This window comes from Janthinobacterium sp. EB271-G4-7A (assembly GCF_020858075.1).
Taxonomy (GTDB): Bacteria; Pseudomonadota; Gammaproteobacteria; order Burkholderiales; family Burkholderiaceae_D; genus Janthinobacterium; species Janthinobacterium lividum.
Map to the genome: position 1 here is coordinate 1,984,092 of NZ_JACYMI010000001.1, position 26,167 is coordinate 2,010,258.

Annotated in this window: 19 protein-coding genes; 8 read left to right on the top strand and 11 right to left on the bottom strand. The window is 64.7% G+C overall.

Annotated elements, in window-relative coordinates; genetic code table 11:
• Nucleotides 1-15 precede the first annotated feature (15 nt).
• A complete protein-coding gene (locus IGS58_RS09050; RefSeq protein WP_151096331.1) occupies nt 16-1,431 on the top strand; it encodes a sensor histidine kinase in 1,416 nt (471 codons plus the stop codon).
• Nucleotides 1,432-1,499: 68 nt separating this feature from the next.
• On the opposite strand, the gene IGS58_RS09055 is transcribed toward IGS58_RS09050, so the two are convergent.
• Both IGS58_RS09055 and IGS58_RS09060 read right to left on the bottom strand, forming a co-directional pair.
• The gene (locus tag IGS58_RS09055) at nt 1,500-2,309 is read right to left on the bottom strand and encodes a Crp/Fnr family transcriptional regulator (protein WP_034783188.1); all 810 of its coding nucleotides are present in this window, start codon (nt 2,307-2,309) and stop codon (nt 1,500-1,502) included.
• Nucleotides 2,310-2,535: 226 nt separating this feature from the next.
• The gene (locus IGS58_RS09060; protein WP_230521144.1) at nt 2,536-4,593 is read right to left on the bottom strand and encodes a methyl-accepting chemotaxis protein; all 2,058 of its coding nucleotides are present in this window, start codon (nt 4,591-4,593) and stop codon (nt 2,536-2,538) included.
• Nucleotides 4,594-4,767: 174 nt separating this feature from the next.
• On the opposite strand from IGS58_RS09060, the gene IGS58_RS09065 reads away from it, so the two are divergent.
• On the top strand, nt 4,768-6,444 hold the full coding sequence (locus IGS58_RS09065) for a peptide chain release factor 3 (protein ID WP_070258162.1): 1,677 nt from the start codon (nt 4,768-4,770) through the stop codon (nt 6,442-6,444).
• 162 nt (nt 6,445-6,606) lie between these two features.
• Here IGS58_RS09065 and IGS58_RS09070 read toward each other — a convergent pair whose 3' ends face one another.
• Complete coding sequence (locus tag IGS58_RS09070; protein WP_230521145.1) at nt 6,607-8,499, bottom strand: putative bifunctional diguanylate cyclase/phosphodiesterase; 1,893 nt, start codon at nt 8,497-8,499, stop codon at nt 6,607-6,609.
• A gap of 580 nt (nt 8,500-9,079) precedes the next feature.
• On the opposite strand from IGS58_RS09070, the gene rnk reads away from it, so the two are divergent.
• Nucleotides 9,080-9,487, top strand: coding sequence for a nucleoside diphosphate kinase regulator (gene rnk, locus IGS58_RS09075; RefSeq protein ID WP_162835757.1), 408 nt, complete (start codon nt 9,080-9,082; stop codon nt 9,485-9,487).
• A gap of 65 nt (nt 9,488-9,552) precedes the next feature.
• On the opposite strand, the gene IGS58_RS09080 is transcribed toward rnk, so the two are convergent.
• The 3 genes from IGS58_RS09080 to IGS58_RS09090 form a co-directional block, all read right to left on the bottom strand.
• Nucleotides 9,553-10,581 carry a transporter gene (locus tag IGS58_RS09080; RefSeq protein ID WP_170846295.1) on the bottom strand — a complete coding sequence of 343 codons (1,029 nt, stop codon included), beginning with the start codon at nt 10,579-10,581 and terminating at the stop codon, nt 9,553-9,555.
• A gap of 116 nt (nt 10,582-10,697) precedes the next feature.
• Entirely contained in the window at nt 10,698-11,396 is a 699-nt protein-coding gene (locus IGS58_RS29155) for a YXWGXW repeat-containing protein (protein ID WP_306532424.1), read from the bottom strand.
• Nucleotides 11,397-11,595: 199 nt separating this feature from the next.
• Nucleotides 11,596-11,832 carry a hypothetical protein gene (locus IGS58_RS09090; RefSeq protein WP_070258104.1) on the bottom strand — a complete coding sequence of 79 codons (237 nt, stop codon included), beginning with the start codon at nt 11,830-11,832 and terminating at the stop codon, nt 11,596-11,598.
• Between the two features lie 322 nt (nt 11,833-12,154).
• Here IGS58_RS09090 and IGS58_RS09095 point away from each other — a divergent pair, with 322 nt between their 5' ends.
• The 5 genes from IGS58_RS09095 (at nt 12,155) to IGS58_RS09115 (ending at nt 18,966) form a co-directional block, all read left to right on the top strand.
• Nucleotides 12,155-14,476, top strand: coding sequence for a hypothetical protein (locus IGS58_RS09095; protein WP_230521146.1), 2,322 nt, complete (start codon nt 12,155-12,157; stop codon nt 14,474-14,476).
• 19 nt (nt 14,477-14,495) lie between these two features.
• Entirely contained in the window at nt 14,496-16,823 is a 2,328-nt protein-coding gene (locus IGS58_RS09100; protein ID WP_230521147.1) for an SUMF1/EgtB/PvdO family nonheme iron enzyme, read from the top strand.
• Nucleotides 16,824-16,858: 35 nt separating this feature from the next.
• Complete coding sequence (locus IGS58_RS09105; RefSeq protein ID WP_070280346.1) at nt 16,859-17,605, top strand: SIMPL domain-containing protein; 747 nt, start codon at nt 16,859-16,861, stop codon at nt 17,603-17,605.
• 78 nt (nt 17,606-17,683) lie between these two features.
• The gene (locus IGS58_RS09110; protein WP_034783198.1) at nt 17,684-18,082 is read left to right on the top strand and encodes an OsmC family protein; all 399 of its coding nucleotides are present in this window, start codon (nt 17,684-17,686) and stop codon (nt 18,080-18,082) included.
• Nucleotides 18,079-18,966 (top strand): pirin family protein, encoded by an 888-nt coding sequence (locus tag IGS58_RS09115; RefSeq protein ID WP_070258114.1) that lies wholly within the window; start codon nt 18,079-18,081, stop codon nt 18,964-18,966. The genes IGS58_RS09110 and IGS58_RS09115 overlap by 4 nt, the downstream gene beginning before the upstream one ends.
• A gap of 7 nt (nt 18,967-18,973) precedes the next feature.
• On the opposite strand, the gene IGS58_RS09120 is transcribed toward IGS58_RS09115, so the two are convergent.
• From IGS58_RS09120 to IGS58_RS09140, 5 genes are all read right to left on the bottom strand, one after another.
• Nucleotides 18,974-21,454 (bottom strand): TonB-dependent siderophore receptor, encoded by a 2,481-nt coding sequence (locus IGS58_RS09120; protein ID WP_230521148.1) that lies wholly within the window; start codon nt 21,452-21,454, stop codon nt 18,974-18,976.
• A gap of 114 nt (nt 21,455-21,568) precedes the next feature.
• Nucleotides 21,569-22,537, bottom strand: a complete 969-nt coding sequence (locus tag IGS58_RS09125; RefSeq protein ID WP_230521149.1) for a FecR domain-containing protein — start codon at nt 22,535-22,537, stop codon at nt 21,569-21,571.
• A complete protein-coding gene (locus tag IGS58_RS09130; protein WP_268989822.1) occupies nt 22,537-23,136 on the bottom strand; it encodes a sigma-70 family RNA polymerase sigma factor in 600 nt (199 codons plus the stop codon). Before IGS58_RS09130 ends, IGS58_RS09125 begins: the two co-directional genes overlap by 1 nt.
• A gap of 24 nt (nt 23,137-23,160) precedes the next feature.
• Entirely contained in the window at nt 23,161-23,763 is a 603-nt protein-coding gene (locus IGS58_RS09135; RefSeq protein ID WP_230521150.1) for a metal-dependent hydrolase, read from the bottom strand.
• A 486-nt stretch (nt 23,764-24,249) separates the two neighbouring features.
• On the bottom strand, nt 24,250-25,623 hold the full coding sequence (locus IGS58_RS09140; protein ID WP_329957979.1) for an FHA domain-containing protein: 1,374 nt from the start codon (nt 25,621-25,623) through the stop codon (nt 24,250-24,252).
• Nucleotides 25,624-26,167 lie beyond the last annotated feature (544 nt).

Below are 26,167 nucleotides of genomic sequence, written 5' to 3' on the forward strand. Positions count from 1 at the left end.
AGGATGCACATCAGGATGTATTTCACCGCTGAACCGGCCCCGAATCACCGCCTGCCCCTGTACAAGACGATCCTGTGCGTGACGTGCGCCTTGTTGCTTGTACTTAATGGTTTCAGTCTCTTTCATAACCTGCAGTCGCTGAAGGGCACGAACGCCTTGCTCAGCCAGAGCGCCCGCGTGGCGGATCGCCTGCAATATTTGAACGTGCTCGTGCTTGATGCGGAAAGCAGCTTGCGCGGCTATTTCATTTCCGGCTCCGAAACCTATCTGGGACCGTCGAAGACGGCTACCACCGAAATTGAAAACGAATTCAACGAGCTGCAGACTTTGCTCGCGGGCAGTCCCACCCAGCTGAAAAACCTGGGCCAGCTGAAAAGCTTGATCCGCCGCAAGATGTCGATGCTGCAAGAGTCGATCGAGGTCTACAGGCAGGGCGGGTTGGCCGAGATCGTCAACATTTCCCGCGTGACCGATGACCGCGCCACCATGGACGAGATCCGCCTGCAGGTGGTGATCATGACGCGCGAGCAGAATGAAGCGCTGTCGTCCGGCAGCGCCGCGTTTTACCATGAGTACCAGAAAGCCGTGCTGCTCGGCATCGGCATCAATGCCCTGGCCATCCTCGTGCTGATCATGTTTTACCAGCTGGTGCGGCGCAGCTTCCAGAACCGCGCGGCCGTCGAGTATGCATTGCAAAATGCCAACGACAATCTGGAATCGACGGTCAGCAAGCGCACGGAGCAGCTATCCGTGCTGTCGCGCCATTTGATCAGCGTCAACGAAGTGGAAAAGGCGCGCCTGGCGCGCGAATTGCATGATGAGCTGGGCGCCAACTTGACCTCGATCAGCATGGACCTGGGCGCCGTTACGCAGCAACTGGCGCACGCGCAGCCGGAACTGGCCGCGCAATTACGGCGCGCCAAGGCAACCTTGCTGGAAACGGTGGAACTGAAGCGCCGCATCGTCGAGGATTTGCGCCCGAGCCTGCTGGACAATCTGGGCCTGTGCGCCGCCATCGAAAGCTATTGCGAGGATTTTACGCGCATGAGTTCCGTGCGCTGTGAAACGGACGTGGCCATCAATATCGACAACCGCGAAGCCACCCTGACGATTGCCCTGTTCCGCATCGTGCAGGAATCGCTGACGAACATCCTGAAATATGCGCGCGCCGGCATGGTCAGCGTGACATTGAAACGCAACGAGCATGGCCTGGTGCTGCGCGTGATCGACGATGGCATCGGCATCACGGAAGATGCTTTGCAAAAACCCATGTCGCACGGCTTGCTGGGCATGCGCGAACGGGCTTTGTTGCTGGGCGGCACCCTCACCGTACGCCAGGGGCCGGAAGGCAAGGGGACCTGTGTGGAAGCCGTGATTCCCCTGCCGCTGACGCCGGAGCCGGAAGACATCGATGCGGATGCCGAAGCGTAGTTGAGGTTGAGGTTGCGGCAAAAAAATGGCCGGGCATGCAAGCCCGGCCATTTTTTTATCTTGCCTGATCAGCAGCGCGATACGTCGCGCAGCAAACGGTCGTATTCCGTCTTGGCCACTTTGTAGCACTCGCCCGCATAGCATTCCAGGCCGGCGCGGTCCAGCACCGTGATATTGCCGCGGCGATAGTGGATCAAGCCTTCTTCCTGCAGCTTGCCGGCGGCGGCCGTGATGCTTTCGCGGCGCACGCCCAGCATGATGGAGATCAGCTCTTGCGTGACTTTCAATTCATTCGATGGCGAACGGTCCAGGCGGTCCAGCAGCCAGCGGCACAGCTTTTGCTCGATCGAGCTGTGGCGGCCGCCGACGGCGTTCTGCGCCATTTGCGCAAACAGGGCGTTGGTGTAGCGCATCAGCAACTGGGGCAGGGCGCCGCCTTGATTGAAGGCATCGCGCAAGCTTTGCGTTTTCAGGCGGTAGCCGTAGCCGGCACTTTGCACGACAGCCGTGCACATGGCGCGCTCGCCTGCCAGCAACGAGGCACCGGCCACGCCTTCATGGCCGACAACGGCGATTTCCGTCGTGGCGCCGTCTTCCATTACATACAGCAAGGAAATGATGGCGGTGGTAGGGAAGTAGCTGTATTCCAGGTTGTTACCGTAGGCATACAGTTCTTTGCCGAAAGGCAGTTCCACCAGTTCCAGGTCTTCGAACAGCGATTCGAGCGCGGCGCGCGGCAGGGCGGCCAGCAATTCATTCTGTTGGGCACTGCTGAGGCTAACCCGCGACGCAAGCTTGATTTCCCGACCGGCCGCCGGCATGGCGCGCGGCAGCAACTGGTTCTTCTGGACCGGGGCGATAAGTTGAGTATGGCTCATAGTATTCCTCACAGGCTTTTTACATCGGAGTGCGACTGCCGCGTTGCTGGTCAAAAAAAACTGCCGTACTCATGTAGTAACGGCGTTTTTGTCGACCGCGCGGTGCAGATCGCGATGTAGCTACTTTAAAAGCTTATGTAAGTGGCGAACATAAGATTAGCAGTCGCCACTTTGTAGTCTCCATTGAGGCGAAATTGTAGTCCTTGTCCTACGCGCACACTTTTGACTAGCTAGCCTTGCGCCGTTCCGCGCGATTTTGTGATATGACGCGCGGCTTGTTGGCGCTCCACAGGCCGGCCGGACGCACGCTGGGCAAGCCCTCGCGCACGGTTGCGGCAGGTGTCTGGCGCACGTTTGGCGCCTCGTGTTCGCCCAGGCGGAAGCGGCTGACGGCTTGCGTCAGCGCTTCGCCTTCCTGGTGCAGGCGCTGCGAGCCGGCGCGCGCCTCGTCGACCAGGCCCGCGTTCTGGCGCGTCATGTCGTCGATTTGCGCCAGCGCGCCGTTGATGCGGGCGATCTCGCCATTCTGCTCGGCGCCGGCGCTGCTGATGCGCCCGATGACGACAGACACCTGCTGCACGGCATCGACGACCTGGCGCATGGTGCTGCCGGCCGCATTCACCAGGTCGCCGCCCGCATCCACGGTGGCGACGGAATCGCCGATCAGGCGCTTGATCTGCTGCGCCGCCTCGCTGGAGCGCTGCGCCAGGCTGCGCACTTCGGAGGCCACGACGGCAAAGCCGCGCCCCTGCTCGCCCGCGCGGGCCGCTTCGACGGCCGCGTTCAGGGCCAGGATGTTCGTCTGGAAGGCGATGCCGTTGATGACGCCGATGATGTCGACGATCTTGTGCGAGCTGGCCTTGATCGAGGCCATGGTCTCGACCACGGCGCTGACGGTCTCGCCGCCGCGCAGGGCCACTTCGGCGGCCGAGGCCACCAGGGTGCGCCCCTGTCCTACATGGGCTTCGTTGCGGCCCACGGTGGCCGTCAGCTCGCGCATCGAATCGACGGTGGCGCCCAGCGCGTCCGCTTGCGTGGCCGTATGGCCGGACAGGGCCGCGTTGCCCTGCGCGATATCGGCGCCGGCGGCGGCAATGACGGCCGCGCCGCCGCGGATTTCCTGCACCAGGGTGGCCAGCCCGTGCGTCATGGCGCCGAAGTCGCGCACCAGGTCGCCGATCTCATCGTGCGCCTGCGAGGTAATGCGCTGCGACAGGTCGCCCGCCGCCGCCGCGCCAACGGCCACGCGCAATTGCGTCACGTCGCGCACGAAGGCGGCATAGAAGCCTGCGCACAGGTAGGCGGCGGCCAGCAGCACCAGCAGCATGGCCGCCAGGATCAGGCTGCGGCGCGCCTCGTCGCGGGCGATGCGCTGCGCCAGCAAGCCGTCCAGGGCGGCGGCCGAGGCGCCGGACAGCGCCTGCAGGGCATCGATCGCCTGCATGCCGGCCGCATGGAATTGCGCGCCCGAGGTCTGATCGTAGGAATTCGTCACTTCATTCTTCGTGCGTTCGAGGAAGGCCAGCGCGGCCGGCACGGCTTTCAGGGCTGGCTGCAGGCTGGCGCGCAGTTCCGGCTTGGCAGTGATGATTTCGTCGAAGCGGGCCGGCAGGCGTTCCAGTTCGTGGCGCGCGATCAGGGCGTTGGCGTTGACCAACTGATCTTCATTCGCCTCGAACAGGCCCGTGTCGATATAGGCGGCGCCGCGCCCGGCGATGTCCGACAGGCTTTCGGCCAGGTCGGGCAGGGTGGCGGTGAAAACGGCGCTCAGGTGGTTGGCGCCCGCGTCCGGATCCAGGCTCAGGTGCGAACGGTCGGCTACCAGCTGGCCCAGTTTGGCCGCCTGGCGCAGCAGCGCCGTGTGCGCCGCGTAGCTGTCGCGCGCCGCAAGGCCCGCCTGGCGGCCCAACAGGGCTTGCCACTGCTTCGTCAGTTCGGCCGCCTGGGGCAGGCCTGCGCCCGCCGGCAAGCGCGCCAGGGCGGCCAGCGTGGACGTGATGCGCGCATTCAGGGCCGTGTTGTCCATCCCCGCCTTGCCGCTCAGGCGCAAATGTTCGAGGCCGCGCCGCTGCTGCAGCAGCCGCGTGCCTTCCTGCAGCTGGCGCACATAGGCCACGCCCCGCTGCGCATCCTGCGCCTGGGCCAGCGATTTGCCCAGTTCCGAGATCAGCAGGGTGGTCGCCAGCGCCAGCGGCAGCAGGAAGACCAGGCAGACAAGCATGAATTTGGGCAGCAGGCGCAAGCGCTGCATGAGTCGGATGGCGGGGGTGAGGAGCATTTTCATCGGGTTTCCAGGAAAGAGTGGCAACATTTCTGCAGTGCAATGTTGCCTGCGGATTGTGACCCCTTGATGAAGTGGGCGATTTTGCCGTTCGCCAGAGTGAAGCAGTTCACACGGAAGGCCGATCCTTCTGTAAAATCGAGGGTTTTTTGCGAGGGCCATATTATGGTCACCAATATGGCCAACGAGAACGACATCAACACTCCCGATTCCAGCGACAATGCGGACATCGCCGCAGCGCCAGCGAGCAGCAAGGCGCCGGCCGTGATCGCGCGCGAAGTGCAGCGCCGCCGCACCTTCGGCATCATTTCCCACCCGGATGCGGGTAAAACCACCCTGACGGAAAAACTGCTGCTGTTCTCGGGCGCGATCCAGATGGCCGGTACCGTCAAGGCACGCAAATCGGGCCGCCACGCGACGTCGGACTGGATGGAGATCGAGAAGCAGCGCGGCATTTCCGTCGCTTCCTCGGTGATGCAGTTCGAATTCCGCGACCACGTCGTCAACCTGCTCGACACCCCGGGCCACCAGGACTTCTCGGAAGATACCTACCGCGTGCTGACGGCGGTCGACTCGGCGCTGATGGTGATCGATGCGGCCAAGGGCGTGGAAGCGCAGACGATCAAGCTGCTGGCCGTGTGCCGCATGCGCAATACGCCGATCGTCACCTTCATGAACAAGATGGACCGCGAGACGCGCGATCCGCTGGACCTGCTCGACGAACTCGAGTCGGTGCTGAAGATCCAGTGCGCGCCCGTCACCTGGCCTATCGGCATGGGCAAGAACTTCCGCGGCGTGTACCACCTGCTGAACGACGAGATCATGCTGTTCAAGGCCGGTGAAGAAAAGGCCGATGGCGCCTTTGAAATCATCAAGGGCATCGACAACCCGCGCCTGCAGGAGATGTTCCCGCTGGAGATGGACCAGTTGCGCATGGAAGTGGAACTGGTGCACGGCGCGTCGAATCCGTTCAACCTGGAGGAATTCCTCTCCGGCGTGCAGACCCCCGTGTTCTTCGGTTCGGCCATCAACAACTTCGGCGTGCGCGAGATCCTGTCCGCGCTGGTTGACTGGGCGCCTGCGCCGCGCGAGCGCGACGCGACCGTGCGTTCGGTGGCCCCGTCCGAACAGCCGTTTACCGGTTTCGTCTTCAAGATCCAGGCGAACATGGACCCTGCCCACCGCGACCGCATCGCCTTTTTGCGCGTGTGCTCGGGACGTTTCGAACGCGGCATGAAGGTCAAGCATTTGCGCCTGGGGCGCGAGATCAAGGTGTCGAACGTGGTGACCTTCATGGCCTCCTCGCGCGAACAGGTGGAAGAAGCGTACGCGGGCGACATCATCGGCTTGCCGAACCACGGCAACATGCAGATCGGCGACAGTTTTTCCGAAGGCGAGATGCTGACCTTTACGGGCATCCCGTACTTCGCGCCGGACTTCTTCCGCTCCGTGCGCATCCGTAATCCGCTGAAGATCAAGCAGCTGCACAAGGGCTTGCAGCAGCTGGGCGAAGAGGGCGCGGTGCAGGTCTTCAAGCCGGTGCAGGGCGGCGAACTGGTACTGGGCGCCGTCGGCGTGCTGCAGTTCGAAGTGGTGGCCAGCCGTTTGCTCAACGAGTATGGCGTCGACGCCGTGTTCGAAGGCACCAGCATCAGCAGCGCCCGCTGGGTCAGCTGCGACGACAAGCGCATCCTGCAGGATTTCGAAAACGCGCTGGGCCACAACGTGGCCTACGATGCGGCCGGCAACATGGCCTACCTGGCCACGTCGGGCGTGAACCTGCGCCTGACGGAAGAGCGCTGGCCGAAATTGACATTCCACGCCACGCGCGAGCATTCGGCCAAGCTGGCCTGATGTAGCATTGGCGGCGTCGGGTTACGCGCTTTGCGCTAACCCGACCTACGTCTTGTAGCGCCGGATGACGCGCCATGCGCTAATCCGGCCTACCCGTTTATGGCGTAGGTCGGATTAGCGCGGCCAGGCCGTGCGTAATCCGACACCCTTGTTGGCAGCAACTCAAGCCGGCAGGATCGTGCGCGTACTCCAGTCGCGGCGTTCCAGCAGCAGCGCCGTCAACTGCGCCGCCGTCATCGGACGCGCGAAGAAAAAGCCCTGCACGTTGTCGCAGCCGGCTTTTCTCAGAAACTCCACCTGCCGCAAGGTTTCCACCCCTTCTGCCACCACCTTCAGGTGCAGGCTGTGCGCCATGGCGATGATGGCCGTGACGATGGCTTCTCCCTCGCCGGGCAGGTCGTGCACGAAGCTGCGGTCGATTTTCAGCTGGTCGATGGGCAGGCGCTTCAGGTACGACATCGACGAATAGCCGGTGCCGAAATCGTCGATCGACAGGTGGATGCCCGTTTCCTGCAGGCGCCGCATCAGTTCCACGTTGGCGTGGATGTTGTCCATCAGGACGCCTTCCGTGATTTCCAGCTCCAGCAAGCCATGCGGCAGCTGCGTTTCATCCAGGATGGCGCGGATATCGTCCATCAGGCCCGGGTCGCGCGCCTGGCAGGCCGACAGGTTGACGGCCACGTGCTCGAGCGAATCGAGCAGGCCTGCCTTGCACCACAGGGCCGCCTGGCGGCAGGCGCTTTGCAGCACCCAGCGCCCCAGGTCGACGATGATGCCGCTTTCCTCGGCCACGGGGATGAATTCGGCGGGGCTCAGCTGGCCCATGTCGCGGCAGTTCCAGCGTATCAGCGCTTCCACGCCGACGATGCGCCCGCTGCGCAAGTCGATCTGCGGCTGGTAGTGCAGATACAGTTCCTCGTTCTGCAGAGCCTTGCGCAGGTTCGCTTCCATGCGCAGGCGGCGCTGGGCGCGCAATTCCATTTCGGCCTTGAACACGGCGTAGCGGTTCTTGCCCTGGTGCTTGGCGTGGTACATGGCGGTATCGGCATTGCGCGTCAGGGTGGCCACGTCCTGCGCATCGAACGGATACAGGCTCACGCCGATGCTGGCGCTGACATATAGCTGGTGGCCTTCGAGGTCGAACGGCGCGGCCAGCACGGCCAGGATCTTGCGCGCCACGCTGGCCATTTCCGAGGCGTCGTCGGCCGGTTCGACGATGACGACGAATTCATCGCCGCCGATGCGGCAGATGATGTCGGTGCCGCGCAGGATGGCCACCAGGCGCTCGGAGACGAGCTTGAGCAGCTGGTCGCCGCAGTGGTGGCCCAGCGTATCGTTGACGATCTTGAAGTTGTCCAGGTCCAGCAGCAGCAGGCCCACGCTGCTGTCCTGGCGGTCGGCGCGCGCCAGCGCGTAGGCCAGGGCATCGTTGAATTCATGGCGGTTCGGCAGTTGCGTGACCGGGTCGACATGGGCCAGGTAGTGCAAATGGCTTTCCGCATGCTGGGCGGCCGTGCGCGTGCGGCGCACCATCAGGAACGTCAGGCCGAACGCGCACAGGCAGACGAGCAGGGTGAAGGCGGCAAATTGCGCCAGGCTGGCGTACAGCGGCGCCAGGCTGGCGCGCAGGTACAGCGCGCCGCCGCCGGGCAAGGTTTTCAGGATGGCGGCGCTGCCGTCCAGGTAATCGATGTGCAGGCCGTTGCGCGGCGCCGCGGGCGCGGCATCGCTGGCGCTGCGCGCGTAGCTGGCAAACGGCGCGCCATAGGGGCTGTAGAGCAGTGCTTGCCGGACATGCGGGGCGGCGGCGAGGGAGGCGAGGAGTTGTTGCGCTGCAAGTCGATTGTCCTGGCGCACGGCCTGGGTGGCGGCAGGCGCCAGCATGTCGGCCTGGATGCGCAGCGTGCGCTGGAAGGATGTTTGAAGGGAAAACAACTGGAAGAGGATCAGCAGCAGGCTGGCCATCGCCAGCATGGCCGCCGCGGCCAGCAAGTTCAAGCGGGCAATCCGGTCGCCGCGCAATTGCGCCGACGGCAGCATCAATGGCGCCATCATGACGCGCCCTCCTGCCGGCCCCGCTTGCCGCCGCCCCGTGTGATCCCGCCTCGCCCTGCCATACTTTACGTTCCAGTCTGATGAAAACCGAAGTGAGCCGGAACTCTCAACGTGTTGTTAAGGCCGACATATTGTCATTTTGCAGCGTGAAAGTACAGGGCGCGCGGCAATTTAGTGTCCATACCGCAGGCCGGTGGCAGCAGGCAAGGCGACAAGACGGACGGAAAAGGCGGGACGTGTCTTTCTAATAATAATTCCAGATGAATTTTAATCCTTTTTTTGCCCGCCGGTTTTTTTCTTTAAAAACATGCTGATGGTAAACAAAATACCATCAAGAATAACTTCAATACCTGCGACCATCCCGGCATGGATTAATTTCTTGTCCGTGTGGACGATTGCAAGTCATTGATTTTAATAAATTTTAATGAAGAATGCGCGAACGCTATGGCCTTGCTCCGCGACTTCGTCCATAATCCGCTGATGATGGACGTTCTGATGCTGTTTGTTTTGTCTGCCGCGGCCAAGCAAGCTGCCGCCAGTAAAACCGGACGTCGCCCTAATGATCAATAGTGAGGATATCTTGGAAAAAAAACCAAAAATTATTTTGTCGTCACAAGACCTGGAACGACTGGAAGCGTTGTTGTATGCCTTGGGTAATAATCTGTCGCCGGACAAGGCCGCCTTGCTCGATGAGCTGGGCCGCGCCGAGGTGCTCGAGCCGCAAGAGATTCCGCCGACCGTCGTGACGATGAATTCCACCGTGCGCTTCACGGTGGAAAACAAGGAGGAATTCTGCCTGACGCTCGTGTATCCGAAGGATGTGGAAGGCCAGGCCGACCGCATTTCCGTGCTGGCACCCGTCGGCAGCGCGCTGCTGGGCTTGTCCGTCGGCGACAGCATCGCCTGGCCCATGCCGGGCGGCGTGGTGAAGGTCAAGATCGAGGAAATCGTCTATCAGCCTGAACGGGCTGGCGAATACCACCGTTAAGCGCAGTAAGCAGTAATGGCGGACGGCGCCTGCCGTTCGCCTGCCAGGCCGTGCCGGGACGGGAATTAACTGTTTCGCTGCACGCGCACCACCAGCCATCCAGCCACGACCGTAAACGTGACGATGATGGCAACGATGATCCAGAAGCCCTGCGGGTGCTGGGCCAGCGGAATTCCCCCCACGTTCATGCCCAGCATGCCGGCGATGATATTGATCGGCAAGGCCAGCACGGTGACAATGGTCAGCACGAACAGGCTGCGGCTGTTTTCCTCGTTGACGCTGGCGGCGATCTCTTCCTGCAGCAGCTTGATGCGTTCCTGTAGCGAGGACATATCGCTGAGCACCACGGAAAATTCCTCCGTCGACTGGCGCAGTTCCAGGCTGTCCAGCTCCGACACCCACGCAGGTGGGCGTTGCAGCAGGCGGAACAGGGCGGCCGGTTCCGGCGCCAGCAGGCGCTGCAGCCGCACCAGCACGCGCCGCATGGCGCCCAGGTCTTCGCGTTTCGGCACCAGGCGTCCGGCCAGCAAGTGATCCTCGATATCGTCGACCCGCGCCACGGCGTCGCGCACGATGTTGACCAGCACGTCCGCCTGGTCGCGCAGCAAATGAATCAGCAGCTCCACCGACGAGCGGATCGGCTCGTGGTTCTTGATGACGGCCTGGCGCAGGCGCTCGATCGACTGCAGCGGCGCGCGGCGCGCCGTGATGACGAGGTTTTGCGCCACGCTGGCCCACATGGTGGAAATATCGGATGCCTCGAACGAGAAATTGTGCACCACATCGTTGACCACGGCGATCAGGGTGTTTTCCGCCTGTTCGATGCGCGTCGAGCGCGACCCCTGGTGCAGGGTTTCATAGAATTCGTCGGCCAGCTGCGTATGCGTCATCAGCCATTTTTCGCTGGCCGCATGCGACAAATTGAAATGCAGCCAGACGAATTCCTGCGCCGGACGCGCCGCGCCATCGGCCAGCCAGGCCAGTGCCGCCGTCGAGTCGAGCGCCAGCGGTGGCCCGTCGCGGCCAAACAGGAAGCCCCAGACCAGGCCCGAGGTGTCCGAGCCGTAGGTAAAACCGGCAGTTTCCATCGCCATCGTGAATCTTTCTCGCGCAGTGTGATTGATCGTCGCGCGATTCTAATACACGGATATGTCGGGAAAATGACAAGGCCACCGCGAACGGTGGCCTTGGTGCCAATTACAGCCGCATATCAGCTGCGGTTCGGGTTATCCGGACGCCGGTCGTCGCGGTTCGGCACGCCATCATGGTCGCGGTCATGGCGGTTGCCATTGTCGCGGTCATAGCGGTTGGGGATGCCGTCGCGGTCGCGGTCACCGTTCGGGCCGCGTGGCGACCAGCGGCCTTGCTCCATCTGCCAGCGGCCATCGCGCTGGTTCCAGGCGGGCGGCGCATACACGTAGCCGGGGCGTTCGGCGATCCATACGCCTGGCGTCCAGGCGTAGCGCTGGCCGCGCCATTCCCAGTGGCCTGGCGCCCAGGTATAGCCGTGGCGGGCGCGCGGGATGGCTTCGCGGCGCGGCGGCGGCGGGGCGATGCGGATGTCGTCATAGCGCACGGGCTGCACTTGCGCCGCGACCCAGCCGCCACGGTCCAGGCGCCAGCGGTTGTTCTCTTGTATCCAGGCGGCGCGGCGGTACTGGTTGCCGCTGCGCTCGCGCAGCCATTCACCGTTGTTCCAGACATGGCGCTGGCCATCCCAGTTCCAGTAGCCGGGTGCCCAGACATAGCCGGCGCGCGGCGCGGGTGCGCTTTCAAACCGTGGCGGAGGCGGGGCGTTGCCGACGACAATGCTGACGCCGAGCTGATTCTGTGCCATGGCCTGCACGGGCAGGAACGCCGCGGTGCTGATGGCAAGCATGGCTGCTGCGTAGAGTGTGATGGGTTTCATGGTGTACTCCATTTCGGTGATTGCGTGAAATGGACTATAGGCGCTTGCTGGCGGTTTTTCGCCTTTGATTCAACTTATTACAATTGACACAATGCTGTGTGTCCGTGTATCCGTGGCGGATACATTTGCGATGCAAATGGCGGCCTGGCGCGGCGGTGATCAAGCGGGCGCCAGGCGGCGTGGTGTCAGCATCGGTGGCTCACAGGGTGCTGGCGGTGGCGTTGCCCAGCAAGGCTTGCCTTTCCTCGATCAGCGAGATTTTCTTTTCCTGTTCCGTCATGCGCTTGGCGCTGACCACCACGACGGGGATGGCGCTCGCTTGCGCCGCATCGGCAGCCTTGGCGGCCGATGGCTGCATGAAGCTGACATAGCTGGCACCGCAGGCGATGGCGACGGCGACGGTGAAGATGGCTTCCATGTTTTTCAAGGCTTTCATGATGTTTCCTTTCGGGTGGCGGGTGGGTATGCATGCACTGTAGCCATGCGCGCTCCTCTGCGCCACGTGGATGCGACCAGCCGTGGTTTTGGCGGGATGGCCTGCAAAAAAACGGCGCTGAAATGCCTGCGCGCGGGGCTGGCAAGCCGACCGCTTGAATTGAGGCCTAAATTGCCCTGTATCCGGGCATATGAATGTAATTGCCGCGTGGCATTATTTGACGCTGCACACTGCCGCGCGCGGCAAGTGCAGGGCCAGCTGTCCTGCTAGAATCGGCATGGCGGCCCCGTCGCATGGATAAAAATATCATCAGGAGTCACATATGTTCCAATTGTTTGGTTTTGGCGGCGCCCGCTGCCCGCGCTGCGAGCACAAGAACGGCGCTGCCGCCGGCTATTGCGCGCAATGCGGCTTGTCGCTTGGGGCACCCGACAGCGACGCGGTGCTGCATGCCAATCAATGGCATCTTGCTGATGGGCAACTGGCACTGTTCTTTGGCGTGCGCGAACTGTCTTCGCTGTTCGGCAGCGCCGCGCGCCGCCTGCAGGTGCCGGCCGAGTCGCGCGCCTGGATCGTGCAATCGGACGCTTTCACCTTGATACCTGCCGGCGACTATGACAGCGCCGCCTTCTTTGCGCGCCTGCCCGCGCTGCTGCCGGCGCGTCCGGCCGAAGTGCTGATCGCGCGCGCCGACGCCGTCAGCCTGGAATTCGACTTGCCCGGCCTGGCCAGCACGGAGCGGCTGGACGTCGCCGCATCCCTGCGCGTGGATATCGCGCTGGGCCAGCCCGATGCGTTCGCGCGCCAGTTCATGCGCGCACCGGGCGCCGTCACGCGCGCCCACCTGCACGCCCTGTTGCTGCCATCCGTGCGCCAGATTGCGCTGGAATTCATCGGCAGCCGCGCGCTGCGCGAGATGGAGGCGAATGCCGACCTGCGCCCGGAATTGAACGAGCGCCTGCAATCGGCGCTGACGCAGCGCCTGGCGTCCAGCGGCCTGGCCGTGGCGCGCGTGGAAACCCTGACGCTACGCCACGACAAGCGCGAAGGCGACGCCGGCGCCAGCATCGGCACCCTGTGGCTGGGCGGCTTGCCGGCGCAGGACCTGGAGCAGCACAGCCTGGAACGCATGAAGCAGCTCGACCAGCTGTATGACGAGGAAGAGTGGCAGCGCATCCGCCGCGAGGAACTGGCGGCGCGCCATGCGCACCGCCGCGCCGAGCTGCAGCAGGATGCGACGGTGGAAAAGGCGGAACTGAACCACCAGGAAGCGGAGCGCCTGCAAGCGCTGCGCGGACGCCAGATCGACCTGTATGGCCGCATCCTGGAAGCGAAATCGCGGCGCCAGGCGCTCGACCATGGCGCCGCGCTGGCGCTGGGCGAACTGGAACAGGAGCTGGCGCAGAAGGGCGCGCAGCGCGCCGATGAAGCGGCCAACTGGGAACACGTGCGGGCGCTGGCCGCCATCAAGATGCGCAGCGAGCTGGAACTGTCGCAGCTGCATGGGCGCGAACAGATCCAGCTGGCGCAGCAGCGTTTTACGCATCAAGTCCACTTGCAGTCGATCGCGCAGCAAGTGGAAAGCGCGCTGCTGATCGACGACGAGACGGGCCGCCGCACCCAGCTGGCGCGCCTGCGCCAGGCGGAAGCGGATGCGGCCCAGCGCGAGGCGCAGCTGGAAGCGGAACAGCACCAGGCCGCCTGGCAGGGCCTGATGCTGGCGAACGCGGCGCGCAAGCGCGAGGCCGAGCGGGTGCAGGAGTGGGAAGACCAGATGCAGCTGGCGCGCCAGCGCGAACTGCTGCGCGCCGAGGCGCACAAGGATGAAGCGGCCCAGGTGCAGGCGGCTGAAATCGCGGAAAAGGTGGCGGCGCTGCGGCGCGGCGGCGCCCGCGAAGACGCCATCGCGCAGCAGGAAAAGCTGCTGCGCACCATCGAGGCCGATGGCGTGCACGCGCGCCAGCTGCAGCAGCAAACGCAGCTGGCACAGCTCGACGCGCTGGCCATCGAGGAACAGCGCCAGCAGCTGCGCCAGCTGGAACAGGAAGCGCAATGGCAGCGCGATCTGCTGGCCATGGCGCAGCAGCGCGAAAGCGATTACGCGCGCTGGAAGGGCGAGTACGAAGCCCTGCTGGCGCAGCAGGCGCATGCGGCCGAACTGGCGCGCATCGATATCGACCGCATCGAGAAAATCGGTTCGCTGAGCGAAACGGGCAAGGTGGCCATGGCCGCCGGGCAGAATGCGGCCGCGCTGGCGCAAGTGCTGAAGGTGCAGCTGCAGGCGGGCATGAGCGCCGAGCAGATCCACGCGCTGGCGGCGCTGGCGGCGGCCGAGAACAGCGTCGCGCCGCTGGACGCGCTGCGCATGGCGCAGGACAGCGTGACGCAGGAGCGCAGCTATCTGGAAGGCCAGGCGGAACGCGAACGGCGCCAGCAGCTGGACCTGATCAACCTGCAGAATGCGGCGCATGCGCATGGCCTGTCGGCGCAGGCGCAGCTGGGCGTGGCCGTGGCGCAGGCGCTGCAGCCAAGTGTCGGGCTGGGCGCCGCTGCGTCGCTGCGCTGCAAGAACGGCCATGCGCAGCGCGCGGGCCATCCGGAAGATAAATTCTGCGCCGCCTGCGGCGTTGCCTTGCAGCCTTGATGGAAGCGTTTCACCCCAGATGATGCAAAAAGCACGAGACAAACTGCGGGAACTGCGCGCCCTCCACGATGACGGGCTGCTCAGCGAGCAGGAATTTGAAAGCCGCAAGAACGCCATCCTCGACGCCGAGTACGCGCCGCCCGGCGCCGCACCTGCGCCCGCGCCGCTACCGGTGCGCCAGGGCACGGAGCTGGGCTTTATGACGGGCCAGGAAATCGGCCCGCAAAACCGCCGCTACCGGCTCGAACGGCTGATCGGCACGGGCGGCATGGGGCAGGTGTGGCAAGCCACCGACCTGGCCACGCACGCGGAGCTGGGCAGCAGCGAAATGGTGGCGCTGAAGATCTTGCCGCCGCAGCTGACGCAAAGCGCCACGCATGCGAAACTGCTGATCGAGGAAGCCACGCAGGCGCGCAAACTCGCGCATGAAAACATCGTGCGCGTCTACGAGTGGGCGCAGGATCCGGCCACGGCCAGCTATTTCATCATCATGGAATGCCTCGATGGCGAAGACCTCGAGCACTATCTGGCGCGCGAGGGCGCGCTGCCGCTGTCGACCGTGCAGCAATTGCTGCAGCCGGTGGCCGACGCCCTGGCGTATGCGTGGGAAAAGCACAAGCTGGTGCACCGCGACATCAAGCCTGGCAATGTCTTCCTGACGGCGAAGGGCGACGTCAAGCTGCTCGACTACGGCATCGCGTCGCGCGTGCGCAATGCGGACAGCAGCCTGGCGCTGGACATGCCAAATGCGGGCACGCACGGCTACCGGGCGCCCGAGGCCGGCGCCAACCAGCGTCAGCCCAGCCCGCGCCTGGACGTATATGCGGTGGCTGTGATGATTTACCAGATGCTGGAAGGGTGCATGCCGTTCGACGACACGCGCAGCGCCAGCCACTTGCCGTCGGCGCCGCAAGCGCTCAACGCGCAACAGTGGCAAGTCTTGCAGAACGGTTTTTCCTTGACGGCGGAATTGCGGCCGCAATCCGTGCAAGCCTTGCTGGAAGGGCTGGAGCGGGCCGCCGGGCCGTCGCCCGAAGAACTGGCGGAACAGGCGCGCCAGCAGCAGGCGCTTGCGGCGCAGCAGGCGCAGCAACAACGGCAGGCCGCGCTGGCCGCCGAACAGACCCGCGAGGAAGAGATCAAGCGGGCCCGGATACGCCAGGAAGAACTGGATCAGCGCCGCAAGGCGGAAATCCAGGCGGCCGCGCTGGAAAAGCAGCGCCAGGACAAACTGCGCCGCGAGCAGGAGGCGCAGCGCCATTTCGAAGCGGAAGAGGCGCGCAAGCTGCGCAAGGAAGCGCTGCGCGGCCAGCTGCGCGCGCGCCGCGAAGCCGACGCGGCCACCGCCCTGCAGGAACACCAGGAATTACAGCGCAAGGCCATCGTCGCCAAGGCGGAGGCGGCCTACCGCGCCGAGCAGGAGCGCGCGCGCAAGGAAGAGGCCAGCCGCGCTGCGGCGGCGCAGGCGCAACCCGCCGCCGCGGTGAGCGAGCCGGCGCCGGCGCCCGCACACGCTGAACCGGTGGCCAATGCCGAAGGCATCTTGCGCGATGATTTCCTCGATGGCGCGGGACAGGGGCCGGAACTGGTGCTCATTCCCAGCGGCCGCTTCCAGATGGGCGCGCACGAGACGGAGCACAAGGCGGCCTTGCAGGCCGGTTCGCAGCAGTCATGGCTGGACCGCGAAACACCGCAGCACTGGGTCGGCATCGAGCGCCCGTTCGCGCTGGCGCGCCACCCCGTCAGCGTGGGCGAATGGCGCGCCTTCGTCAAGGCGACCGATTGGGCGGGCGGTTCGGAAACGGACTGGGACAATCCCGGCTTCGTGCAGAACGACCAGCACCCGGTGGTGGGCGTGAGCTGGAATGACGCGCAGCTGTACCTGGCGTGGATGAGCGAGCGCACGGGCCGCCAGTACCGTTTGCCCAGCGAAGCGGAATGGGAATACGCGTGCCGCGCCGGTACGCGCACGGCCTTCAACGTGGGCGACACGATCAGCACCGAGCAAGCCAACTACGACGGCCTGTATGTGTACAACGGCGGCCCGCGCGGCGTGTACCGGGGCGGCACGACGCCGCTGGGCACTTTCGCGCCGAATTCCTGGGGCCTGTTCGACATGCATGGCAATGTGTGGGAATGGGTGCAGGACGTGGTGCACGACAATTACGAAGGCGCGCCCGTCGACGGCAGCGCGTGGGAAGAGGGCAGCGACAGCAGCCGGCGCATCCTGCGCGGCGGCTCCTGGCTGTACCACCCGCGCTACCTGCGCTCGGCCTTGCGCAACGGCTTTTCCACCGTGCTGTCGAACGACATCGTGGGCTTCAGGGTGGCGCGCACGCTCGATTAGCATGTTGTTAAATCGCTCATCTTGGCGGATACTTCATGCACCTTAACCGTGCCGGAGTGTCCGTGTTCAAACGCCGCCTGCTGTCCATCGTGTTTGCCTGCCTGCCTCTCGCCGCCCTGGCCGGCGATCTGCCCTCCTATCCCTTCATCCACGCGACGGGCACGGCGTACAGTTTCGTCACGCCGGACCTGGGCGAGATCGATTTCGACGTCAGTGTCTTCGACCCGGCGCCGGACGTGGCCACCGCGCAGGTAGCGGCGCGCATCGCGGAAATCAAGGCGCTGCTGGTGGAGCAGGGTTTGCCCGAGGCGGCGGCCGGCATCGAGGTGCGCGACGTGCGCAAGGAAATCCGCAAGGGCGCCGAGCAGGACCCGGCCAACCCGCAGTACCAGATCAAGGCGAGCGTGCATATCAACGTGGCGGATTTGTCGAAATGGCCCGCCATCATGCGTCCGCTGCTGGCCATGCCCAACCTCGATGCGTTTGCCGTCACCTTCGGCGCCACGGAGCGCATCCGCCTGGAAGAGGAACTGATGGGCGAAGCCGTCAAGGATGCGCAGCGCAAGGCCGATGCCATGGCGCGCGGCTTCGGCAAGCGCGCGGGCGCCGTGGCCGGCATCTCGTCGGACCAGCTGAAAAACCTGGGCAATGCGGTAGGCCTGGTGCCTTCGGACCGCTACAACCGCGCGAATAGCCGCCAGCGCCAGAACCCCGAAGACATGCTGATGGTCACCAGCCTCAAAATGGCGCAGACGGTCGACGCCGTGTTCCGTATCAAATGACCAGGTAGCAGGGCAGCAGGCTGCGCAAAGCGGGCAAACGGTGTAAATTGTGGCTTTCCAAACGCACCAAGGAACGCCATGACCATCAAAGCCATCCGCGATCAGTCGCAACCCATGCGCCACATCGTGCACGTGCGCGATCACATCATTTCCGCCGACGCCTCGGTGGCCGAAGGGGGCGGCGATGCCGGCCCCTCGCCGCACGACCTGTACGACGCGGCCCTGTCGGCCTGCAAGGCGCTCACCGTCGTCTGGTACGCCAAGCACAAGGGCATCCCCCTGGAACACGTGGAAGTGTCGACCGAGCGCGATGCCAGCGAAGAGCGCAAGGGCGTCTATCGCCTGGCCGCCACCCTGCACCTGACGGGCGAGCTGACGGATGCGCAGCGCGAGGAATTGCTGGCCGCGGCAGGCAAATGCCCGCTGCATAAATTGATGACGGCCGTGACGACCGAAGTGACGACGGTGCTGGCATGAGCGCGGCCATCCTGAAAAGCCACGAAAAGGACCTCGGCGGCGGCTTCGTCGTGCGGCGCCTGCTGCCCTCCGCAGTAAAACAGGCCGTCGGTCCCTTCATCTTCTTCGACCATTTCGGCCCCATCGACGTGGCGCCCGACGCCAACCATGACGTGCGCCCCCATCCGCACATCGGCCTGGCCACCGTCACCTATCTGTTCGAGGGCGCGATCGACCACCGCGACAGCATCGGTTCCTGCCAGCGCATCGAACCGGGCGCCATCAACTGGATGACGGCCGGACGCGGCATCGTGCATTCGGAGCGCACGCCGCCCGACCTGGCCGGCCAGCCGCACCGCACGCACGGCTTGCAGCTATGGGCCGCGTTGCCGAAGGCGCATGAAGAGGACGAACCGAGTTTCACGCACACGCCGCAAGCCGACATTCCCGTCGTGCCGCTCGATGGCGCCGTGGTGAAAGTGTTGATCGGCACGGCCTTTGGCCAGACCTCGCCCGTGCGCACCTACATGCAGACGCTGTACCTGGATGTGGCGCTGCAGGCGGGGCGCGAGTTGCGGCTGGAGGGCTTGCCGGCGGAGGCGGCGATTTATCCGATCAGCGGGGAAGTGCTCGTCGATGGCGTGGCGCTGGTGCCACACACCATGGCCTTGCTGGAAGCTGGGGCCGCGCCCGTGGTGACTGCAGGCGGCGGCCCGGTGCAGTTCGTCGTCATCGGCGGCGAGCCGCTGGACGGCCACCGCTTCCTGTTCTGGAACTTCGTCTCGTCGAGCAAGGAGCGCCTGTCGCAGGCGGCCGACGACTGGAGCGCCCAGCGCATGGGACAAGTGCCGGGCGAGACGGAATTCATCCCGTTGCCGAAGGCGCCATTGCGCCCGGCAAGCTAGGCATCGTTCAGAACCGCGCGCGCAAGGTCAGTTGCGCCTTGCGCGGCTCGCCATAGAAATTGCCCCACGCAGGCGCGCCCACTGTCTGGTAGTAGTGCTTGTCGAGCAGATTCGTCACGGACAGCGACGCCGTCCAGTTGCGGTCGATCTGGTAGGCGGCGCGCGCGCTCCACAAGGCATACGCGCCTTGCGCCACCGTGATGTTCTGCGTGACGCGCGAACTCTCCGTCTGGAAGTTCACGCCGCCGCCCACGCTCCACTTCTGCAGGGCGCCGGGCAGGCGGTAATCGCTCCACGCGCGCAGCATGTGGCGCGGCGAGTAGGTGCTGGCGAACATCACGCCCGCATTCGACGTCTGCTCCAGGTACTTGAAGTTGTTCAGCGTATAGCCGGCGAACAGCTGCCAGCCCGGCGCCACTTCGCCGCTGATTTCCGCATCGAGGCCTTCGCTGCGTACCTTGCCGGCCGAGAAATAGCACTCCGTGCCGCTGGAGCAGGTGTTGACCAGGTCGAGCTCCGCGCGGTTGCGCTGTTCGATACGGAACAGCGCCAGCGAGGTGTTCACCTTGCCGTCGAACAGTTCACCTTTCACGCCCACTTCCAGGTTGCGGCCTTGCAGCGGGTCGAGCAGGGCGCCGTCGGTCGTGCGCTGGTTCTGCGGCTGGAAGATGTCGGAAACGCTGGCGTAGCCGGACCAGCGCGGGTCGAATGCGTAAATGACGCCGCCATACGGCGTGACGACGCCATTTTCGCGGTATGGATCGATATACACCTCGCCCGTGTCGCGGTACACGCTGCTCCATTTGTAGTTCGACACGCGCGCGCCGGCCACCACCGTGAGCGGATCGCTGACGCTGAAGCGGGCCACGCCGTAGGCGCCCGTCTGCGTCATGGTTGTTACGCTGGGATCGCCCCGGTAGCTGTTCTCGCGGAACCAGGCATCGCTCGGTTCGGCCACGCCGTGATTGGGCCGCAGCGGATTGTTCGCTTGCTGCAGCAGGGCAAGGCTGAAATCGCTGTCGCTTTCCAGCCGGTTCGTGTTGATGCCGGCGCTGAAGCCATGACGGCGGCCGAAGGCGTTGAATTTGCCATCGAGCGACAGGTCGATGCCCTTGTTGGTGCTGCCGTAGTCGAACACGCCGCCATACATCATCATGCCGGCCAGTGTGTCGGGATTGAGCGCGCCCTGGCTGAACATGTATTTCACGTCATGCCGCTCGCGCGTGTAGTTGGCGCTGGCCTTGAGTGACCAGTCGGCGTCGAAGCGGTGCTCGAATTCGGCGAAGACGGCCGTCTGGCGGCTGTCCCAGCGGTTCCAGTCGGCGCCGAGGAAGGTTGCGCGGGGCAGTTTCGGGTCGCTGCCATCGCGGTACCGGGGCATGCCGGAAAAGAAGGGCGTCGAGTGCAGTTTTTCGTAGCTGGCGCCCGTCGTCAGCTTGCTGCCCGGCGCCAGGTCGAATTCCAGCACGCCATACAGCACGTCTGTGCGGCTGTCGGCCACGTCATAGAAATAATCGCGCTGCTCAATGGAGGCCACGGCGCGGCCGCGGATGCTGCCCGATTCGTTCAAGGGGCCGGTGACGTCGACTTCGCCGCGCACGTCGTTCCAGCGGCCTGCGCCGAGCGCCAGCTGCACCTGCTTTTCCGCCAGCGGGCGCTTGCGCACCATGTTGATGGCGGCGCCCGGCGAGCCCGTGCCCTGCAGCAGTCCCGTTGCGCCGCGCACGATTTCCACGCGATCCAGCATGGCCGTATTGCTGGTAAAGCTGTTTGCCTGCGGGTAGTACATGGCGCGGTTCACGCCATCGAACTGGTAGGTCTCGACCATGAAGCCGCGCGAATACACATAGCGCCCGCCCATGGGACTGTCGTACATGGTGATGCCGGTGGTATTGGCCAGCACGGCGTCGATGGTGTTGAGGTTCTGGTCATCCATCTTCTGGCGCGTGACGACGCTGACGGATTGCGGGATCTCGCGCAGGGTCTGTACGCCCTTGCCGACGGTGACGGCGCGCGCCGCATACGAGTTGCTGTGCTCACTGACAGGGTCGCGCTCCATGCTGGCGCTAACCGTCACGGGCGCCATGGTCTTTTCCGTGCCGCCTGCCGAGGCAGAGGAGGGAGGGGCCTGGCGCAGCACGTAGGCGCCGTTCGGCAGCTGCACGGCTTCCAGGCCGCTGCCGGCCAGCACCTGGGCGAAACCCTGCGCCACATTATGGCTGCCGCGCACGCCGGGCGAGCGCAGTCCCCGCGTCTGCGCGGGATCGGTCGACAGGCTGACGCCGGCGGCGACGGCAAAGTCGTTGAGGGCGGTGGCCAGCGGCCCGGCTGGCACGGCATAGGCTTGCGGCGCTGCGGTGGCGGCGACCTGGCCTTGCGCCAGCGCGGGCGCGGCGACAAAGGCGGCGGGGGCGGCGCAAGCCATGGCGATGACGGCCAGGCGGATGGCGCGCGCGGCGGGATGGAGGACGGGGGTGGTCAGCTGCATGCTCGGTCTTTCTGCTCAGAGGGATAAGAAAATGGCGTATGAATCGGCTTCTTACTTGTCAAGCCGAAGCAGCGCATCGAAACACCAACCCCTGGCGCAAAAAACTGAAAATAATTATGCCGGCCGTGCCGCCACCGTGGCCCAGTAGCGCGTGAAGTACGTCACTTGCAGCCCGTGCGAGGCGCACAGGCTTTCCAGCACGGCGTCGATATCGTCGAGGCGGTAAGTGCCCGTGACGGGGTGCTGCGCCACGCCGGCGTCGCACGCCAGGCGTCCGCGCCGGTAGCGCGCCAGTTCCGTGACCAGTTGTTGCAGCGGCCAGTCGGCGGCCACCAGCATGCCGCGCAGCCAGCTGTCCTGGTGCGCCGGCATGGCCTGCACGTCATCCGCGCCGGTGTCGCCAAAGCGCAGCTGCTGTCCCGCTTCCAGACGGCGCACGGCATCCGGGCGCGCCGCGCAACGTACTTCCACGGCGTGCTCGAAGACGCTGACGGTGCTGCCATCGTCGTCGCAGCGTATGCCGAAGCGCGTGCCCAGCGCGCGGATCACGCCATGCGGGGTGTCGACCAGGAAGGGGCGCGGGTCGGGCGCCGTCGTGATCATGATTTCGCCATGGTGCAGGCGGATGCGGCGCTGCGTGGCGCTGTAAGCGACATCCAGGGCGCTATCCGTATTCACCTCCATGCCTCCGCCATCGGCCAAGGTCACGTGGCGGCGCTGGCCCGGTGCCGTGCGCAAGGACGCCGTCAGGGCTTGCCATGGGCCGGACTGCAAGCCCGCCTGGCCCAGCGCGATGCCGCCGCCGGCCGCCACCAGCAGGGCGAGTATCCTGGCGGCCGCGCGCCGGCGCTGCTGCGCCGTCTGCAGGGCGGGCATCGCCAGCGCTGCCGGTATCGTGCCCAGCTGGCAGTGCATGCGTTGCAACAAGTCCCAGGCACGTTCATGTTCGGCGCTGGCGTCGCGCCATGCCTGCACGGCGGCCGGGTCGGCGCTGCCGCACTGGAGTTCCACATGCCAGTGGGCGGCGGCGGCCAGCACCTTGCGGGCAATGGGTGCGGAAGGCGAGATCGCGGGGCCGAACATCAGCCGGCCGCCAGCATCAGGCATTCCGTGTAGGCGCGCACCAGGTGTTTTTTCACGGTGGGCAGGGAGATGCCGAGGCGCCGGCTGATGTCCACATAGCTCAGTTCTTCGATCTGCGCCAGCAGGAAGATGGCCCGCGTGCGCTGGCCCAGACGGTCGAGCAGGCGGTCGATGGCGAGCAGGGTTTCGATGATGATGGCATGCGTTTCGGCGCTGATCGTCGTTGCTTCGGCTTGCTGCGCCAGCGCTTCCAGGTAGGCCTGCTCCAGCGCCTGGCGCCGGTAGCGGTCGATCAGCAAGCCGCGCGCAATCGTCGCCAGGTAGCCGCGCGGTTCGCGCAGGGGCGCCAGCGGTGTCACCTCGCGCTTGCCCAGCAGGCGTAGAAACGTGTCCTGCGCCAGGTCGGCCGCCTCGGCGCGGTTGCCCAGCTTGCCGCGCAGCCAGCCATACAGCCAGCCGTGGTGCTCGCTGTACAGGGTGCTCAGGTGGCTGGTAGGGATGGGACTGACGGTGCTCACTGCGTTCTCCAGGCAAGGGAAGAGCTGGGCTGACGGACCGCGCGGTGCCGGCTGGCTGGGCTGTTTGAGAATGATACTCATTATCACATTGCCACGCCGCCGGCGTCAATTGGCGTCGCCGCCCAGGCGCCAGCGCAGCTGCCATTGTTGCAGATCTGCCCAAGCCTGCTGCAGGGCGCTGGCGGACCAGTGCAGCAGGCTGTCGAACGCCAGCAGGGTGCGCCGCAGGTGGATGCCGTCAAAAAACACGTGGTCGGCCACGACGGTGGCGGCCAGCCAGGCGGCGATGATGACGATGATGTCGTGGCGGCCGCTTTTCCACCAGCGCAGCGAGTGGCGGCGGAAGATCCACGGCACGCCCAGCGGATTGGGCCAGTCGGCCAGCAAATGCATGATGCCGCCGGCCGCAAAGCCGAACAGGGGCGGCGCCCACAGGTGGTGCTGCAATTGCAGATAGGTGTAGACGAGCAGGGCGATCCAGGCCAGGCCCCAGTGCGTCCACGTGCGGTGCGTGATCCACAGCCGGTGCGTGCGCGCCCACCAGGCCACTTCCAGCCAGTCCGGCGCCGTGCCGCCCAGCGCACCCATGACAAAGGCGAGCATGCTCAGCACTTGATACGGGCCACCGGCGCCAGCGTGCGCGACCAGGGCAGCGGCGATCACGCCAGCAGCCCAACCGGTCGCATGATGCGCTTTATTGGAAGCCATAGGAAATGTAAAACGCCATGCGGGCGCTGTGTGAAATACAGGGGAATATTAACTGGATGAATATACAGTACGGAAGGGTAGGTAAGGGGGCTATTTGCAGAATATCTGCCGATAATTTGTTAAATTATGTGTCGGCATGGCCCTGGCAGCGAACTCGGCAACTCATGCCGGGCGGTCAAGTGTGTTATACGGCTGATAATGCAATTGGCGCAGGGCGCGCTATGCTGAAGGCAGTCCTGTGTTTTGAAGAGGTGTCGCCATGAAAATCCCGCGCGAATTGCAGATTCCCGCCATCGTGTTTACGCTGGAAGCGGTGTTTATACTGGGCCTGTCGATGATTTTCCTCGTGCTGGTGCCACGCTAGCGTCCGAAAAAAGGGCATAGCTGCGTTGCACTGCCTTGCCGTACATTCGTACTGTCTTCGGCAGCGCGCCTTGCTCTGACCATTTTTCAGACGCTAGCGGTCAGGTGGCGGGAGGCGTTGTATCAGGCAGTTTGCATGGGGCTATCGCATAGCGCAGCACCTTCGGTGCGGATGATCCAGCATTCCGGATACGGTTCGCTGGCGAAGCGGTTGTGCCGCGCGAAGCCGCTGAGCTTGTCGAGCGCGGTAGCGGGGGCCAGCGCGGTTTCCTTGCCGCTGGCCGTGTCCAGGTGCCAGAATCCGCCATTGCGGTGGAAGAGTACGGGCAGGCAGCTGGCTTGCGGCGTGGCAAGGTGGCTTGCTGGCGTGGGCTGGGTGTCGGGCAGCAAGAGGTAAAAACATTCGGCGTGGGCGCCGTGGTCGATGCGGTGCAGGATCACGCCGTGTGCGAGCAGGGCCGTGACGCTGAGCACGACGATACCCTTGATGCTGGCAGTCAATTCGATGCGCATGCCCAGGCGCAGGGGCTTGTGCTTGCCGGGCCACACGCCGTCGAGCAGCATGCCGTAGCGCGACACATCCTCGATTTCAAAGCCTTGCTGGCTGCGCCGGATGATGGCGTGGCGGCCCGACAGGCGGCGCGTCAAGCCATTGTTGTCCTGGCCGTCGGGGCTGAAATGGCTGAGCAGCACATCGGCTTCCGGGTCCACCAGTTCGAAGCGGCCCAGCATGCATTCTTCCAGCGCGAACAGGCGGATCTGGCGCTGTTCGCCCGCTTCCGGCGCCGCATTGACGAGGCAGGCGGCCTGGCTCGGGTGCGGATGGCAGTGGCTGGCGGCGGGCAGGTCGACTTCGATCAACTCCTCGTCCCAGGCGATGGTGGTAAAACCCATGTCGATCTTGCCTTGCGGCGCAGATAAATCCACGTGGGCGATGCCGGCATTGCGCGCCGTCACGTCGAGGTTGCAGCCGTCGCCCCCCGTCACGCGGGCGATCGAGGCGTCATCGGCCATCACGCGCACGTTCTTGTGCGTGCTGAGGAAGATCTGGTGGATTTCCGTCAGGGTGGCGTCGCGGCGCGGCACGAGGATGACGAAGGTGCACACCCATTTCTGCGCCACGGCGCCATCGATGTGGCTGTGCACTTCCACTTCGATCTGGTATTGCCCGTGTTCCTTGTTGCGCGACGAAAACTCGACAAACACGGGACGCCAGTCACCGCGCGTGGTGCGCACGAAATCATGCTGCACGTGCCCGCGGGGGATCAGGTCCGAGCGCAGGCGCAAGGTCAGCTGCGGCGCGCAGGCGGCGCTCATGCCGCGCAATTCCATTTTCAGGGTTTGCCGTCCGCCTGCCGCGCGCGGATCGAAGCCGCTGATGTGCAGGTGGGCTTGCACCGGCTGGTAGGCCTGCAGGCCCGATGGCGGCGCAACCGGCGTTGGCGCGAATGCCGGAGGCGCGGCGGAAGCCGGCACGGGGCTCGTCAGCGTTTGCATAGCAGCATCGCGAATAACAGCATCACGGGCAGGGGCGTGCGAAAGCGCCGTTGCCGATGGCTCGGAACGGGCGCTGCGCAGTGCGGTCAACAGGTCGTAGCTGCTGGGGGCAGTCGTCGTTTGCGGGTGGTTGCCCGCGCAGACTGTTTCCCCAGGCAAGACCCAGAACGTACAGTGCGGGTGCTCCGGGTTGCTGCATTTTTTCATGACATTCTGACTCGAATCGAGCGGGGACATTTTGCCCTCTGTTATACATGAGAGCTTACGCGCTTTTGCGCCTGCTTGGCAACTTTCACGGCGCCGGAATGCGCTCTTTTTGCCCAAATTCATGTCCCTGGTCACATCTTGCCATGCAAGCCATGGAAACTATTGCTCATAAACACATTTAATGTCTTTGTTGGCATGTTATTTTGATATGTCTTATCATTGCGTTGTTGGTTGGCGGTCACTTCCGGATACTCGCCGCAGCGCCAGCGGGAGGATGCAGGCAGAGTTCATGCGTTCGAGTAAGACGGGCAGTTCGCGCACCTGAGCCATGGTGTAT